The organism is Lysinibacillus sp. EB271-A1-10B (assembly GCF_058791335.1).
Window position 1 is genome coordinate 12,183 of record NZ_JBYTDL010000022.1, and the last position, 15,282, is coordinate 27,464.

14 protein-coding genes and 3 pseudogenes are annotated in these 15,282 nt (G+C 36.8%); 5 read left to right on the top strand and 12 right to left on the bottom strand.

The genetic code is table 11. The features are described 5' to 3' along the window. Window positions 1–15: 15 nt before the first annotated feature. The 4 genes and pseudogenes from acnA to AC3WSK_RS20995 form a co-directional block, all read right to left on the bottom strand. Window positions 16–2,721 carry an aconitate hydratase AcnA gene (gene acnA, locus AC3WSK_RS20980; protein WP_427482482.1) on the bottom strand — a complete coding sequence of 902 codons (2,706 nt, stop codon included), beginning with the start codon at window positions 2,719–2,721 and terminating at the stop codon, window positions 16–18. Between the two features lie 561 nt (window positions 2,722–3,282). Further along, window positions 3,283–3,423 carry a hypothetical protein gene (locus AC3WSK_RS20985; RefSeq protein ID WP_170939045.1) on the bottom strand — a complete coding sequence of 47 codons (141 nt, stop codon included), beginning with the start codon at window positions 3,421–3,423 and terminating at the stop codon, window positions 3,283–3,285. 321 nt (window positions 3,424–3,744) lie between these two features. Then, a complete protein-coding gene (locus AC3WSK_RS20990; RefSeq protein WP_492414453.1) occupies window positions 3,745–4,317 on the bottom strand; it encodes a hypothetical protein in 573 nt (190 codons plus the stop codon). A gap of 164 nt (window positions 4,318–4,481) precedes the next feature. Further along, window positions 4,482–4,936: pseudogene (locus tag AC3WSK_RS20995) on the bottom strand (PBSX family phage terminase large subunit); the annotation flags it as partial. A gap of 313 nt (window positions 4,937–5,249) precedes the next feature. Between AC3WSK_RS20995 and AC3WSK_RS21000 the strand changes: the two are divergent. Continuing rightward, window positions 5,250–5,576 carry a hypothetical protein gene (locus AC3WSK_RS21000; protein ID WP_427482477.1) on the top strand — a complete coding sequence of 109 codons (327 nt, stop codon included), beginning with the start codon at window positions 5,250–5,252 and terminating at the stop codon, window positions 5,574–5,576. Window positions 5,577–6,026: 450 nt separating this feature from the next. On the opposite strand, the gene AC3WSK_RS21005 is transcribed toward AC3WSK_RS21000, so the two are convergent. The 4 genes from AC3WSK_RS21005 to AC3WSK_RS21020 form a co-directional block, all read right to left on the bottom strand. Then, window positions 6,027–6,263, bottom strand: a complete 237-nt coding sequence (locus tag AC3WSK_RS21005; RefSeq protein WP_427482475.1) for a DUF3953 domain-containing protein — start codon at window positions 6,261–6,263, stop codon at window positions 6,027–6,029. A gap of 440 nt (window positions 6,264–6,703) precedes the next feature. Further along, window positions 6,704–7,183 carry a GNAT family N-acetyltransferase gene (locus AC3WSK_RS21010; protein ID WP_427482473.1) on the bottom strand — a complete coding sequence of 160 codons (480 nt, stop codon included), beginning with the start codon at window positions 7,181–7,183 and terminating at the stop codon, window positions 6,704–6,706. Between the two features lie 116 nt (window positions 7,184–7,299). Continuing rightward, a complete protein-coding gene (locus tag AC3WSK_RS21015) occupies window positions 7,300–7,512 on the bottom strand; it encodes a hypothetical protein (RefSeq protein ID WP_427482471.1) in 213 nt (70 codons plus the stop codon). A gap of 27 nt (window positions 7,513–7,539) precedes the next feature. Next, window positions 7,540–8,052 carry a hypothetical protein gene (locus AC3WSK_RS21020; protein WP_492414454.1) on the bottom strand — a complete coding sequence of 171 codons (513 nt, stop codon included), beginning with the start codon at window positions 8,050–8,052 and terminating at the stop codon, window positions 7,540–7,542. Window positions 8,053–8,497: 445 nt separating this feature from the next. Between AC3WSK_RS21020 and AC3WSK_RS21025 the strand changes: the two genes are divergently transcribed. From AC3WSK_RS21025 to AC3WSK_RS21040, 4 genes and pseudogenes are all read left to right on the top strand, one after another. After that, window positions 8,498–8,806, top strand: a complete 309-nt coding sequence (locus AC3WSK_RS21025; RefSeq protein ID WP_492414455.1) for a hypothetical protein — start codon at window positions 8,498–8,500, stop codon at window positions 8,804–8,806. A 120-nt stretch (window positions 8,807–8,926) separates the two neighbouring features. Beyond that, entirely contained in the window at window positions 8,927–9,178 is a 252-nt protein-coding gene (locus AC3WSK_RS21030) for a helix-turn-helix domain-containing protein (protein WP_427482468.1), read from the top strand. Between the two features lie 33 nt (window positions 9,179–9,211). Next, window positions 9,212–9,370, top strand: coding sequence for a hypothetical protein (locus AC3WSK_RS21035; RefSeq protein WP_492414456.1), 159 nt, complete (start codon window positions 9,212–9,214; stop codon window positions 9,368–9,370). Window positions 9,371–10,357: 987 nt separating this feature from the next. Continuing rightward, window positions 10,358–10,721 (top strand): annotated as a pseudogene (locus AC3WSK_RS21040) (IS3 family transposase); the annotation flags it as partial. 110 nt (window positions 10,722–10,831) lie between these two features. Here AC3WSK_RS21040 and AC3WSK_RS21045 read toward each other — a convergent pair. The 4 genes and pseudogenes from AC3WSK_RS21045 to AC3WSK_RS21060 all read right to left on the bottom strand — a co-directional run. Further along, on the bottom strand, window positions 10,832–12,907 hold the full coding sequence (locus AC3WSK_RS21045) for a serine hydrolase domain-containing protein (RefSeq protein ID WP_427482464.1): 2,076 nt from the start codon (window positions 12,905–12,907) through the stop codon (window positions 10,832–10,834). A gap of 318 nt (window positions 12,908–13,225) precedes the next feature. Beyond that, window positions 13,226–13,396, bottom strand: a complete 171-nt coding sequence (locus AC3WSK_RS21050; RefSeq protein ID WP_492414457.1) for a DUF6138 family protein — start codon at window positions 13,394–13,396, stop codon at window positions 13,226–13,228. Beyond that, complete coding sequence (locus AC3WSK_RS21055) at window positions 13,386–13,613, bottom strand: DUF6138 family protein (RefSeq protein WP_492414458.1); 228 nt, start codon at window positions 13,611–13,613, stop codon at window positions 13,386–13,388. Before AC3WSK_RS21055 ends, AC3WSK_RS21050 begins: the two co-directional genes overlap by 11 nt. A 799-nt stretch (window positions 13,614–14,412) precedes the next feature. Continuing rightward, window positions 14,413–15,282 (bottom strand): annotated as a pseudogene (locus AC3WSK_RS21060) (Gly-Xaa-Xaa repeat protein); the annotation flags it as partial.

Consider the following 15,282-nt stretch of genomic DNA (forward strand, 5'->3'; position numbering starts at 1 on the left):
TTTTTATTTAAATGATTATTGAGCAGCTTTTGCGCGAAGAACCATTTGTAGGATACCACCGTGACGGTAGTAGTCTACTTCTACTTCTGAGTCGAAACGAGCTAAAGCTTGGAAAGTTTTAACTGAACCGTCTTCAGATTTAGCAGTTACTGTTAAGATTTCACGTGGTTTCACGTTGTCAGTAATGTTAACAGAGATTTCTTCTTTACCAGTTAAGCCTAGAGTATCAGCAGATTCACCTGGCATGAATTGAAGTGGAAGAACACCCATCATTACTAGGTTAGAACGGTGGATACGCTCGTAAGATTGTGCGATAACTGTTTTGATACCAAGTAAGTTAGTACCTTTAGCAGCCCAGTCACGAGAAGAACCCATACCGTAGTCGTTACCAGCAAGTACTACTAAGCCAGTACCTTGTTCTTGGTATTTCATACATGCGTCATAGATGTACTCTACTTCACCTGTTGGCCAGTAAGTAGTGAAACCACCTTCTGTACCAGGAGCAACTTGGTTACGGATACGGATGTTTGCAAATGTACCACGCATCATAACTTCGTGGTTACCACGACGAGAACCGTAAGAGTTGAAGTCACGGATAGCAACACCGTTTTCGATTAAATATTTACCTGCAGGTGTATCTTTACCGATTGCACCAGCTGGAGAAATATGGTCAGTTGTAATTGAGTCACCGAACTTCGCCATTACGCGTAAGCCTTCTAAGCCTTTAATAGCTTCTGGATCTTTTGCAAGACCTTGGAAGAATGGTGGGTTTTGGATGTAAGTTGATTTGTCATCAAATGTGTATAGAGACTCAGTTGATGTTTCAATTGCATTCCATTTTTCGTTCGCTGTGAATACAGTTTCGTATTCTTTTTGGAATAATTCACGGTTAACTACAGTACCTAATACTGCGTTAACTTCTTCAGTTGAAGGCCAGATATCAGCGAAGAATACATCGTTGCCATCTTTGTCTTTACCGAATGAATCTTTTTGTAGGTCAACATCCACAGTACCAGCAAGTGCATAAGCAACAACAAGTGGTGGTGAAGCTAAGTAGTTAGCTTTTACAAGTGGGTGTACACGGCCTTCGAAGTTACGGTTACCAGAAAGAACTGAAGTTACGAATAAGTCGTTCTCTTTGATAGCGTCTTCGATTTCAGGAAGTAATGGACCTGAGTTACCGATACATGTTGTACAACCGTAACCTACAGTGTTGAAACCGATTTCGTCAAGGTAAGTTTGTAAACCTGAATCTTCAAGGTAACCAGTTACTACTTTAGAACCTGGTGCTAAAGAAGTTTTTACCCATTTAGGCACAGTAAGACCTTTTTCTACAGCTTTTTTCGCAACTAAGCCCGCAGCGATTAATACGTATGGGTTAGATGTATTTGTACAAGAAGTGATTGCAGCGATTGCTACAGCACCTGTTGGGATTTCTACATCACCTTCAGCGAATTTAGCTACAGAAGTTTTTGCGAATTCATCTTCAGTTAAACCGAAACCTTGTGTACCTTGTGGTGCCACTACTACTTCTTTGTAACGAGTACGCATTTGAGATAGTGGAATTAAGTCTTGTGGACGTTTAGGACCAGAAAGGTTTGGTTCGATTTCAGCTAAGTTTACTTCTAATACGTCAGTGTAAACTGGCTCTAAAGTTGGATCGAAGAACATGTGGTTAGACTTTAAGTAAGATTCTACAACCGCGATGTGCTCTTCGTCACGACCAGTTAAACGCATGTAGTTTAATGATTCTTCGTCAATTGCGAAGAAACCACATGTAGCACCATATTCAGGAGCCATGTTAGAGATAGTCGCACGGTCAGCTAGTGGTAATTTAGTTACGCCAGGTCCGAAGAACTCAACGAATTTACCAACTACGCCACGTTGACGTAATACTTGAGTTACTTTTAATGCTAAGTCAGTAGCAGTAGTTCCGTTTGGAAGATCGCCAACTAATTTAACACCGATAACTTCTGGAATTGGGAAGTATGAAGGTTGACCAAGCATACCTGCTTCAGCTTCGATACCACCAACGCCCCATCCAAGAACGCCGATACCGTTGATCATTGTTGTATGTGAGTCAGTACCTACTACTGAGTCAGGGAATGTTTCGAAAGTACCGTCAGCATTTTCGTTTACGTGTACAACTGGAGCTAAATACTCTAAGTTTACTTGGTGAACGATACCAGTTGCTGGTGGTACAGCACGGAAGTTATCATAAGCAGTTTGAGCCCATTTTAAGAAGTTATAACGCTCAGCGTTACGTTCGAATTCTAGGTCCATGTTTGCTGCTAATGCAGATGCATTACCGTATTTGTCAACTTGTACTGAGTGGTCAATTACAAGGTCAACTGGAATAGCAGGGTTGATTTTGCTTGGGTCGCCGCCCATTTCTTTCATTGCAGAACGTAGAGAAGCAAGGTCAACTACTACTGGTACACCAGTGAAGTCTTGTAATACTACGCGAGAAGGTTTGAATGGTACTTCAGCTTCTGGATTTGCGCCGTTACCCCATTTTGCTAATTCGTTTACGTGCTCTTCATTGATAACATATGCATCATATTGACGTAAAACTGATTCTAATAATACTTTGATTGAGTAAGGAAGGTTTGAAACTTTTGCAACGCCAGCTTTTTCAATCGCAGCTAAGTCATAGTAATTATAAGTTTTACCATTAACTTCGAATGATGCGCGGCTGTTGTGTAAATTACCTTGTGCCATTTGCGGATCCCCCTAAATATCTTTTTGAAAAGGCCTATATAAATTGTTAAAGCATCTTTTCTCCAATACCCATGATAGCTCATTTTTATTCATAAGTAAATTACATTAATATTATCTTTTTCAATAAGCAATACTTATGACATTGGTTTCTATCCAAATGTATTTATTATTATGGGTGCATAACATCAAGGTTTTGCAAATCGGAGATTTTTATACCTTCCTATTTAAGTGTATTTAAATGCATTTAACTGGGGCTCTTTTTGAGGCTCTTTCTGGGGCACGTAGTTTTTTTATAAATGACGCCTCACCTTTTAAAATATAATATTTAACAATAGTTCGGACAGGTATATTATATAGTAAAGAACTTAACAAAGAAAATAATTTACAACAACTAGAATTTTGTATAGATAAGCATGTTCACACAAAAATCATAAACAGATTACTCATTATTTTTCAATGAGTGACTTTTAATGTATTAATTGATCTCTTTTACAATACTTTAGCTCACGGATAGCTTTCATCATCTGTTCAGCGTATCCTCCTCTTTTGAGCACTTGGACCTCATGTTAAACCTTCAGCATCCTCCATCTTCGCGTCTTGTATATCATTAAATGAAATACGTTTTACTGATATATCTGTATCCAGTAATAGTTCCTTTTTGAGTGGATCCATTCCAAATACTAATCCAGTTTTGTCATGCATTTGATTGTTGCTCCATAGCGATAACGTAATCATTTTTTGCATTAGCACGTTGTAAAGTCTGTTCTATTTCCTCAAACTCACACTCGGTTAAATCACGTTTCTTTTCATGGAATTGCTCTTTCTTTTATTCTCTTATCATTACAAGGTGTTCAGGCAACATCATCGCTGTCCACTTCATTGTCCGGTCTTTAATAAGAACATTTGTTTCTGTTTTAGCAAGTGGCAATTTACGAAATAAAAAAAGACCAAGCTCAAAATTATTGATTGCCTAGCCCTTCTCATTTGTTTATATGATTACTAAGTAGTTCACCTTTCCTAATTTCATATGAAAATAGTTCTCTGAAACTCGCGATGTAACACCGTATTCCCTTCTTGAGGTATACCTAAATTGTTAATACCCCAAGTATTTACAATACATGGATCACCTGGAATGATCGGATCAGTTGGAAAGACTGGATTAGGTGGAATGATTGGATTAGGTGGCAATGTCACCAGTACTTCATAACATGGATCACCTGGTAGCCAAGGATTTTGCGGAGTTGCATGAACGACAAGTAGCTTTTTTGCTGGAATTGTAAAAGTAAGAGGCGTTGGTGTTCCATTAAAAAGTGAAGGTTGAGATTCTCCACATAAGAAGGCTTCTTTTGGCATCTCTTCTTGGGCACAATTTTGCCAATCTAATACCGATACAGTTACTGTTTGTGGTGCGTCTGATTTATTTAAAAGTGTGACAACAATCGTCTCTGTAGCTGGAATTCTCCAAATTGCTCCCGTCGTAATAGTATTTGGAACTGAAGGCTGAGCAAAATTCCCACGACAAATAGGACATGAAGAAACTTTATTTAAACGAACTACATTTTTTGTGCAATCGCAATTACAACAAGATTCCATCATCGCATTGCTCCTTTTTAAATTTCAGCTTAATAATATTAGTTTATGATAAATGATTCATAAAGTTTAGGTTATTTGCACTGTAACAATTTAGTAATTCAGGAACACTAACATTGCATCTGTTATAACTTAAATAATCTTTCCCTAACAATAAATACAGACCCTATCAAGATCATAAACAAGTCTAGTGTCGGGTGTCGCAAACGACCGAGCAACTCTTTAAAGCCTGAATACTTAATCTCACTACATTCCTCTAGCCAAATGAGTGATATGTTGTTGATGGATTTTAGCTTTTCTGGTTTATCCATGCCCTGGAAGATTACCTTCGAGCCGTTCGGAAACTTCACTGTCATTGGAGATGAACTCGTCTTTACTTTTCCGGATAACCCTAAGTCCTCAATAATTTCTGTAAACAAAGGAAACGTACTGTCTCTATGCGTATCGCAAACTTTACGAACGACTAGAGCTGCACGTTTTCTTCAAGTAATTTTAAAAGTTGTTTCAATGAAACATGGTAGGATTTCGAAGAACTCTCCCCACCGACAAGTAGTTGAGTTTTACAACGCCAGTCGAAAAGAAAATCTTTGAAATGTGAATTCACTTCTTTAATTGCAGTTGTCATTTTTTGCTCAACTCCTTTCATGGTATTTATTATCGAACAAACACCTAAGAAAAAAAATATATCTTAAATAAAATAACAGAAAATCATAAAGGGAGAGATTATTTTGAATCCATGTAAAAAAAATTGTTCGTGCGACCGTTGTAAACCATGTTTACAGTCAACAATAAAGGCGATAGATTCATGTCAAGTACAACCAGTACCTTCAGTACCTCTACCGGCATATGGAAATTTTTTTCTGGCACAGTTCGTAACGCTTAATACTAATCAACCAATGCCATGGAACGGTACTGGACGAACGGCTGGAGGAATAACTTTGAATCCTGATACAGTTACGATTGAAGTCGCCCAGGCTGGTGATTATTATATTGATTACTATGTACTTGTGCTACTTGAGTTAGGTATTAGCAATGCTGCAATTCTGGGATTATTTGTGGATGGAAATGAGGTCAATCCTATCCAAACTAGATATGCTGCTGAATCCGACGAACCCGACAGGGATTTATGCATACCAATTTCTGGGGGAACAATTATATCTATCCCTGCCGGTGGAACTGTCCAATTAAGGAATCTAGGACTCCCCCTTTCGACTTGCGATGGTCCTGCTCTAGCTGCTTCAATTAACCTGATTAAATTAAATTAAATTAATCAGGTAAGAAGGTCGATTATCATTTTTTTAAAATCGACCTTATACATTTTATGAATAGACTATACGTTCCCAGTTAACATAATAGAATTTCATTGGAACATTTTTCTACAAATTCTACTTTCAAAACCACATCAAACTCTACCCTATCGCTTACTAGTGCATGCCAGTTCTCTTCGGTATCTACTGTTCCTGAGATACTTACTCACCCGCAAACTAGTCCATTATAGCTGTTTGATGCAGTTTTCAAAGCAAAAGAAAAAGCCTCCATCCTGAGATGAAAGCTTTGATATTGTGGTATTTGTCGAGTTAGCTCACTTACGACACCGTGGTAGAGCTACACCACGTTATATCGTAAAGCAAATTGTGTTAGTGCATTTCCGTGCACTTGTAGTAAGTTTGACTGAATTATGGAAAGTGGACGAGGTTCACATAAAAACCACTCCTTTATTTAATCCATATGAAACTTTGAATTGACACATATACTGAAAATAAAAATAGCCCGATCAGTAACCAACCATAAGCTTTTCTCTCTCTTTGAAATTCTTTAATTCCTAAAGTTAGGCCAAATAAGCCTAAGAAGAATATCATTAGGAAATTCAGTTGGTAATCACGTCTGATAAGTCCATAAGCTGAAAGAGATATTCCTATGATTGCAAAAACAATTTGTAAAATTTTCAGCATAATATTCCAATCCTCTTAAATTTCATTTTTTTATTTATCATACAATAAAAAAGAGGTTATGGTAATGACTGTAAATTCATAGCCTTTTATATTAATTAAGATATATAATCCTTTAAAAAATATGGGCCGGCAATGTATGTCTTGCCTCGAACAAGTTTATGAGGTCGCGGGTCGGTCGTCAACCTGTCTTTACCTAATATTTAGGATTTCATAAACACCAAATGGGGAAAACATTACCACAACGTCCTCCCTCACAGTTTACACGTTAATTTCATACATACATAAAATGTAACGTTTGATCCAAATGATACTCTTGCGCCATTTGATACATGTTATTTAGCTAATTCTTCAAGAAATGATGCTAAACTTTCCGCAAAACATAAAACCAGAGTTAATCTACAAAATGTGGAATCAGCTCTGGTGACGATGGTAGTTTAATATTATTTTATTAATTGTCTCATGATAATTTCTTCGCCGATACGTCCTATTAGCCTCTCATTTGTATCTTCAAATCCTACTTTTAAATATAGTTTTTGTGCCGGTATATTATCTTTATCTACAACTAAAACAATTTCATCGCAATTAGAGAATTCTGTTTTAACAAACTCAACTAGTAATGCCATTCCTTGTTTTGCGTAACCTTTTCCTTGCTCTTTATGATTAATTGATAATGCAGTTAATAACAAAGCATTCAAATTATTAGAGTATTTCTTTACTCTTTCATTTGAATTTAGGAGAAAGAAACCAACGGGTGTATTATCACTTAAAATAACAATACGATACTGTCCTTCATTAATTTCCTCAAATTTGCTTGGAAGTGCAGAAAATTGTTTTTGTTCTTCTGTAAGTACAAAAGAGTTCAATTCTTTCAAATATTCACTTGAAAAATGTTTTAATTCGACTCTTTTCAATTTTTCCATAGCATAATTCTCCATTCATTTTTTCTATACTTTACCACTTAATTAGGTTTTGGTCATTCATTTATTCGAAATTTCAAAATATAATATCGACGTAAATATTTTGCTTTTTCAACAGTCTATTGCTCCGTTAGGCATACTAAGAGTATTTTATATAGCACACTAAAAGGGGCTTTACGCCCCATCATCATTTGTTTTACTATAATGTCTCTTGTACGAATAATCGTTGTACTAGAAAGCTTCATGTGCTTGCCAATTGCTCGCATGCTATTCCCGTTAAGAAGTCTGTGAAGTACCTCAATTTCCCTATCCCCATGCACTAATTTCGCCATACAAAAACACCCAAAAATTTAGATTTATTACTCTAACTTTTGGGGTGCAGCACCGGAGTGGTCTATTTTGTTATAGTAGCCTAACACACTATTAAAAGGGTCAGCACCAAACCAAGTTTGAGTATCATTTTCTTCTGTACATGGTTGAATCCAACAAACGCCAAAAGCAAATTTTCTAGCTGCCGTCTCTTGAAATGTTATATATTGAATTCCATCACTTAAATAATCCCCGTTATAATCAAAATAATCGGGTTTATTGGTAAATTCCCCTTCTACTCCAATTGTGAGTTTTATATCATTCTTGTAAAAAGAAATCGCTTCGTATCTTTCCCCACTTTCGATTTCTCCCTTTACATTTATCGAAGGTATGCGACATGTAATTTCTTGATTGTTAAATTCACTTTTGTAATTATAATGAATTAAATATCTACCATTTACATCTGGACAATACGATTTTAAATTATCTAATTTTATAGCAGTAAATTCAACTTCCTCACCATTAATGAATACTTTAATAGCACCTAAAGGAGTTAACAACATTATTATCACCCACTTATTTTTCTTTACTATTTTAATAATATCTTATACCACTTTCATTTGGATAACTTTTCCCATCTTCCATTCCAGCCAGTTTTCTAAATTAGGTTAACTTCTTTTAATAGCTAATCACATACAAGAAACTCAGAGTCGTCATACATTATCAATTTTAAACTTTAAAGTTCTAGTTTGAATAACTTTCAATTTTCTATCTGAATATCCATCCCAATCTTATCAAAATTCTAATGTTATATATTTACCCTCTTTTTCAAAATAATTATACATAAATGGAACTTAATTGTTATAATTGTATTATATTTTTAATTTTGTTAGAGTATTTTCATTTAGAGATTTAAGAGATTTAATAAAAGAAGCATTTGGAACATGTTTTTTGTCCGAACAATTTTGATTTAATGGAATTAAACATAAGTGGATTTAGAGGATATTCATGAAAATGGTTCATAAGAAAAACATAACAGGTATAATTGAAAAAATGAAAAATTTGCATATAAACGATCCAACAATCGAAATTTATTGGGATACGTTGGTATCAGAATTTAGTGATAAAAAAAATACAATTCAATTTTTGGATACATGTACTGAAGAAGAAGCTTATTGGGTCTCTTCAGTCTTTGACGACTTAGCACACGTATATCAAAGTAAAGATTATGCTGAGTGCCTAAAAAGATTAGAAAAAAAATATCCTAATTTATTAATATCATATGATATTGAGATAGCTGAATCATATCTTCAATAAAAATAGAGGTGAACTGTTTGGCTAATGTATCTTTAGTTATAACTATTGCAACATTGATAGTAATTGGCGCAACAATCGTTACAATACGAAAAAGCAAAAAACTCTAGGTGGGTAAATCCAATGACACAAAACTATTCTTTCGATACAAAAGATGAATTTATTAACTTGGTACAATCTGAAATATTAAATACATCAGAAGCGTTAGAGGAACTTAATATATCGCGTCAGGCGTTAAATTCTCTTGTAAAAAGAGGCAAATTAGTTCCAGTAAAGGAATTAAGTCGAGATAGATTATTTTTAAGGGAGGATATAGAAAACCGAAAAGATTTCTCTAGTATGCGTAAATCTAAAAATAAAACTTATGGTGAATAAAATATATCTATAAAAATATACGGAGGTTCAATAATGAATAGCAAAACACCTGATATAGACAGCCCATTATTTAAAATAATGGATATTGCTGAAGCTTCTGTAATATGGGGAGTGTCTCAGCCACACATTAAATTGTTTTGTTCAAAAGAGGGGGTTATTTGTCGTAAGGTTGGTCGTACTTTGGCTACTTGAAAAAGATCAGCCTAATCCAAGAAAATATGAATCACATTCAATGTAATTCCCAGGAAAAGGAAGTGAACAAAGTGGATTACGTATAATTACTAGCTTACAAGACTTTTTATGCTTATTCTAATTACTACTACTGCAAAAACGAAGAACAAAAAAGTAGAGATTAATGCGTCCTAAGTACTTAGTATTTATATCCACTAAAACTATGCGAATAACACTCACACGAATAGCTAATATCCTCATCATCGTATCTCTAACGATTTTAATACCTCGCACAACGGATTTTAATAATTTAACAATGTCAGACTATATATTCTTATCACTTTATATCTTTATTATAATTCTTTTCATAGTTAACACCGTACTAGAAATAATTAATAAAAGAACAAGCGATAATGTATGAGTAAAAAATACCTGAAATAGTTAGTTATTTGGTAAAAGATACAATCGTAGCATCTAAATTATATGGATTGTTTGTTGAAAGTGAATAAACACAAAGCCAGGTACTCACTTATATGAGTGCCTGGTTTTTGATTAATATAATTAAGCAATAGCTTTTCCACTTTTGTTATTAGTGCTCGCTTGGCAAAACGTAATACCTCACATTTTGTTTTTACGGTCAAATCGCCAAAAATTTCCACCTGAATTTTTACCCACTTTAATACCTCAATGTTTATCTTTGTTAAGGTTTTATATTGTCGAAATCATTTCTAGCACTTTTAATAAATCACTGTAAATATTTATGTAGACTTTCGACATTTTTAGCTTTCCGAGCGATGAAAAGTCGAGTTGCAAAGTTCAAATATACTAGTTATTATCGTTAAACTCACTACGATTATGTATTAAAGATAATCCATCACCAGCCTTCTTAAAATCAAGTTTTGCAAAGGTATTAACTCCATTTAATTCTTTACCGAACCGATAATACGTTTATATACTCAAACTGTCCCAGGTAAGGAGTACTTCCCCACCTAGTATGGCACTTAGCGCCTACCAGAAGAGCACCAGCTAATGATGCAGTCAGATCAAGGCTGGCACTATCAAATGAAAAAATATCGTCATACGCTTCAGCCAAGAGGAATTAAACAAAGTATGTCTCGAATAGGAAACTGTTACGACAATTCCGTCATAGGGAAATTCTTTGGCATTTATGAATTCAGAATTTCTATACATTAAAGAGTTTGAAAGTGTAGCGCATTTTAAAACTGAATTAGAAAAATACAGAACGTATTACAGTATAAAACGAATTAAGGTTAAATTAAAAGGCATGAATCCAATACAATATCGAATTCATGCCCATCTGCTGCCGAATGAGAAAACTATGTCTAACTTTTGGGATATAGTTCATTTTTAGTGGCTTTTGTTTATTATCTTCTATATATTTCCGAGTTAAGAATGCAGTCAAATTAGCCCGAATTATCTCTGTGTCGTATTGGTTTTGTTGAAGTCGTTCTTGAATTAAAGTTAGTTCAACGTGATTCCAAATTCCGAGTTCGGTGCGCCAGCAAATACAACCGTTCCGTTCTTCGGCAGTTTTACTTTGTTATCGCCATCCACAACAGTAAAATTGACGCATACACCATTCTCATCATACACCGCGAACGAACTCTTTGATGGCAACGCCACTGTCATCGTTTTCCCTGCTGCCGCTTGTGGGATTGTAAACCATTTCGCATGCCCATTTGCTTGCAGCGTAAATTTGGATGATTGGCTTGCATCTAGCGGTTTTACGTTGGATTCACTTACGTATAAATATCCGGACATCTCCATATATTCATCGCCGCCTTCTGTATAGAAACGGGCTTCCGACGTATCACGGCCAAACATCCCAGGTATTTGGAGCTGATGCATCGCCGTGTTAGGGCCTGTAATTTTTTGGCTTCCCCAATAGCCCGCTATGCCTTCCTTGCTGTTGATTTGTGCGGTAAGCATCATTAAATATTGCATAGAACTAAATTTCTCGCTCACAAGATAGAACTTGACACCTTCCCGCTTTGCCCATGCGGCAGCGGTTTCCTTCGATAGCACATAGTATCCTAGTTTCTCGGCTGCATAGTGAGTAATCGCTACTTGCCCTAAACCTGGCGCCGATACATATGTACTCTCCTTCAAATAAGTTCGTCCATTCTTCTCAGTGACGAAATTAAACTTGGCGGTACCTTCCTCATTAATAAAGCTTCCATCCGCAGTATATACATATTTTTCTCCTGGATTTGAAGGGAAGATCAGTTCACCATTCTTCGTAATTTCTATTTTGAATTGACTGATACTATTGCCGTAATAACCTGCTTTCTTTGCTACGTCATGAGGCATCTTGGCCTTGACCGGCTTGCCAAAGGATTTGTTCGGCTTGATATCCTTAATTGCGCCCTTCTCTTTAAGCGCAGCGAGCAGTATTTCAGTCGCCATCAATTGATTTGTAGTGCTGCTACCGCCAGATGACAATACAGCCACTGCCATCTTCTGTTCAGGAAGTACGACCAGTGAAGCATGTTGCAGTATCGTGTCGCCGCCTTTAGCCAAGCCCTTTATCCCATATTCACTGAATGGATATAGTTTCACACTATCCCAGCCAAGACCATAGTTGGAAGTGTTATCTTCATCCCCCGGCCACACTCCTTTTTTATATTCCTCTTGCTCCATCGCCTTGATTGCCTGATCAGAGAGGATTCCTTTTTCCTGCCCCATAAATATTTGTGAGAATCGCACCATATCTTCTGCTGTGGAAGAAATCCCTCCCGTCCCAATCACATTCACCGTTTCAGTAGGAAGCTGCCCTTGGTACATTGGAGAATAAAGTCCAGCCCGCTTATCGTCTTCCCATTCGTCCTGCGGCGTTTTCGTATGATTTAGCTTTAAGGGTTTTGTAAACCGTTGATGTATAAATTCGGTAAAGCTCATACCGCTGACTCTTTCCACCATAATCTCAGCTAGCGTAAAACCATCGTTGCAGTATACCGAGAACGCGCCAGGATCCGCCTTCAATTGCTGGTTGGACAATTGCTGCAACAAGTTATCATGCGCATAGGTATCATTATCTTTAAATAAAAATGAACTACTAAGCGTACTACCTTGCAAGCCGGAGGAGTGGTTCAACAGCATACGTGGCGTAATGCTTCTGTAACGCTCGTCTTTCATCTTGAAATCAGGAACATAATGGACGACAGGAGCATCCAAATCGACTTTTCCTTCATCGACCAATTTCATTACAGCCGCTGTTACATACATTTTACTGACTGAACCAATCCCGTATAGGGTATCTTTGGTCAGCGGCTGTTTCCCTTCCATATCGTTCTTGCCTGTCTGACCCGACAAAATAAGTTTACCATTATCAATTAGCGCATACTGCACGCTAGTCGTCTCATAGGTTTGCGTAAGTAGAGTAGCCTTCTCTGTCGCAATCTTCTTCAGTTCTTGACTAGCTAAATCTTGGCTAGCCATAACTGTAGTCTGACTGCTAGAAGACGCCATCGCCCCTGTTGGTAGGCTCATCGTTAACGCTAATGTAGCGGCTAACACCAAAGATAGTTTATTTTTCATGATAGAAATACCTCCTTGATTTCTAGATATACACTTCCTCAAACAATAATGAATGCACAATTTTTTGTTTACTTTAACACCTTGATTCCCTCCTCAATAAGAAATATTTCCCATAAATAGAATATCAAAGTTTAACTTTCTCGTAAATACAGTGATAGACTGATACCATGTTGGGCTTATAGTTGATGATGACTAAGTAAATTAAAAAGACCAGCTCGGCTAAATTAGCTTTGCTGGTCATCTTCTATTTTGCAGCTACAACATTTGCCCTGTTAACCCCTTAGTCCTATTGCAATAGCCAATTTATCCAAGAGCTGGCTATCTGCGCCAACTAGTGAGCCACTTTCCTCGATTTCCTTTGGTTTTGGCAGCTATTTTCTTCTGCTTGTCCGGCACGCCCCAGATTAAGTATACGATATGCTCAACCTCGTAATCCTGAAGACCACGAACTTGATTTAGCAGCAGCATGAGATGCCTCTCATTTTCCATATCGATTTAGATTTTCAGTTTCATCGAATCCACACTTCACTAGCGTAGGAATCGTTTCCGCGTTAGCACCTTGCCACTCGGCAAAAGCGACCGTGAAGTCGTTCTGAACGGACCAGTGTTCTTCGTCCATTGCCATATATTCTTCTACAAACGGAAAATAAGTATGGTCCTTCAATCCGAGGCCGAAGACTGCATAACTACCTGGCATGCAATTCATTCTACTAGAAGCGTGTGTTTGTTATAATGTATTAATTTCCTTTAGTATTTGATAGAGTCGTGGATTTTGAGAAATATATTTAATATTACTCGCAATGTTCCAACTTCTCTCCGTATCATCTGCAACCAATCGCTCTTATTCCCTTGATGTCCAAACCTTGTGATTTTCTTTAGTTGTGCCATATTTATAATTAGAATAGAAAATCATCAGAGTTGACCTCTATCGGTCCCTTACTATTTGCAAATGAATCATCAACCAGCGCATTGTTTTTTATCTGCCATGAAAGTTATTTGGAAAAATGATTACTCAGGTTAGGAAATAAGAAATAATTTCCCGGGTAAGCGCAAGAAATGACAAGTTTAGTCTTAATTTCAAACAACAAGCGACTGGTTTTATCATTATTCTTCGCAATTCTGAACATCCAAGCAGGAAATAAAACTCTGATTTGTACATCATTCATCCAATCGCACCACTTAATCTAGTAGATAATCAATAAAGATTTTCACTCTAAAAATTTCCCCAATGGGAACTGTATGCCATTCCAAATCAACCTTCTCCTAATCATATTGCTGAAATTGTTCTGTAATATCTCTTTATATGTATCAATTGGTGCTAAACTTTTACGTTTGAACAAAAATAAAAGTTTACTTGTACCACCGCTATTACACGCAGATTTTCCATAAAAAATAAAATTTATTAAATTTGAAATATTTTCTCCCCAGTAAAAACTGGGGAAATTAATTTTTACTTGTTGAAATTTCAAATTGATGTTTTTGTTTTAATCAAAAAAATTAAATCACTACGTATTTAATAAGATTGTCACAGAAACACCATTTGAAAAAGCCCCACCTGTTGTAGTGAGTTGAACTGAAAGGAGTGTACAACTATTAATTGTTAAATTTGCAGATGTTGTTGAGCAACAATTCGGTGTTATAGACGAGTTTGGTCCTGTAACTGTGGCTATAACTCCAGTTGCTATCGGAGCAGTAAATCCACAGTTTGAACTTGTGAATATTTGGGCAGAAGCAGTTTGTCCAGCACTTAGAGCATGGTCACGTATATTCAAAGTTATACTTTTTATCGTAGCGTTCTCTGGAACAACTAATGAATTTTTTACGAATGAAGCTGAGGCTGTACCTGGTCCAAGAAAGTCATTATTTGCAATTGATTGATCCGTAGAAAGAAAAATTCCCATTAATCCAGAACCACTTGGTCCCGTTGTTCCGGTTACTCCTTGTAGGCCAGTTGCTCCTGTTGTTCCGGTTACCCCTAGTGGGCCAGTTGCTCCTGTTGTTCCTGTTACCCCTTGTAGTCCAGTTACTCCTTGTAGTCCAGTTACTCCTTGTGGGCCTGTTGTTCCGATTTCTCCCTGTGGGCCCGTGCCTCCCCTAAATCCCTGGGGACCTATATCTCCTGCAGACCCGGTATGACCTCTTACTCCTTGTGATCCTGTTTCTCCTACCAATCCTTGTGATCCTGTTTCTCCCACCAATCCTTGTGGACCTGTTGCTCCCACCAATCCTTGTGGACCTGTTGCTCCCACCAATCCTTGTGGACCTGTTGCTCCCACCAATCCTTGTGGACCTGTTGCTCCTACTAATCCTTGTGCTCCTGTTGCTCCTACTAATCCTTGTGCTCCTGTTGCTCCTACTAATCCTTGTGCTCCCGT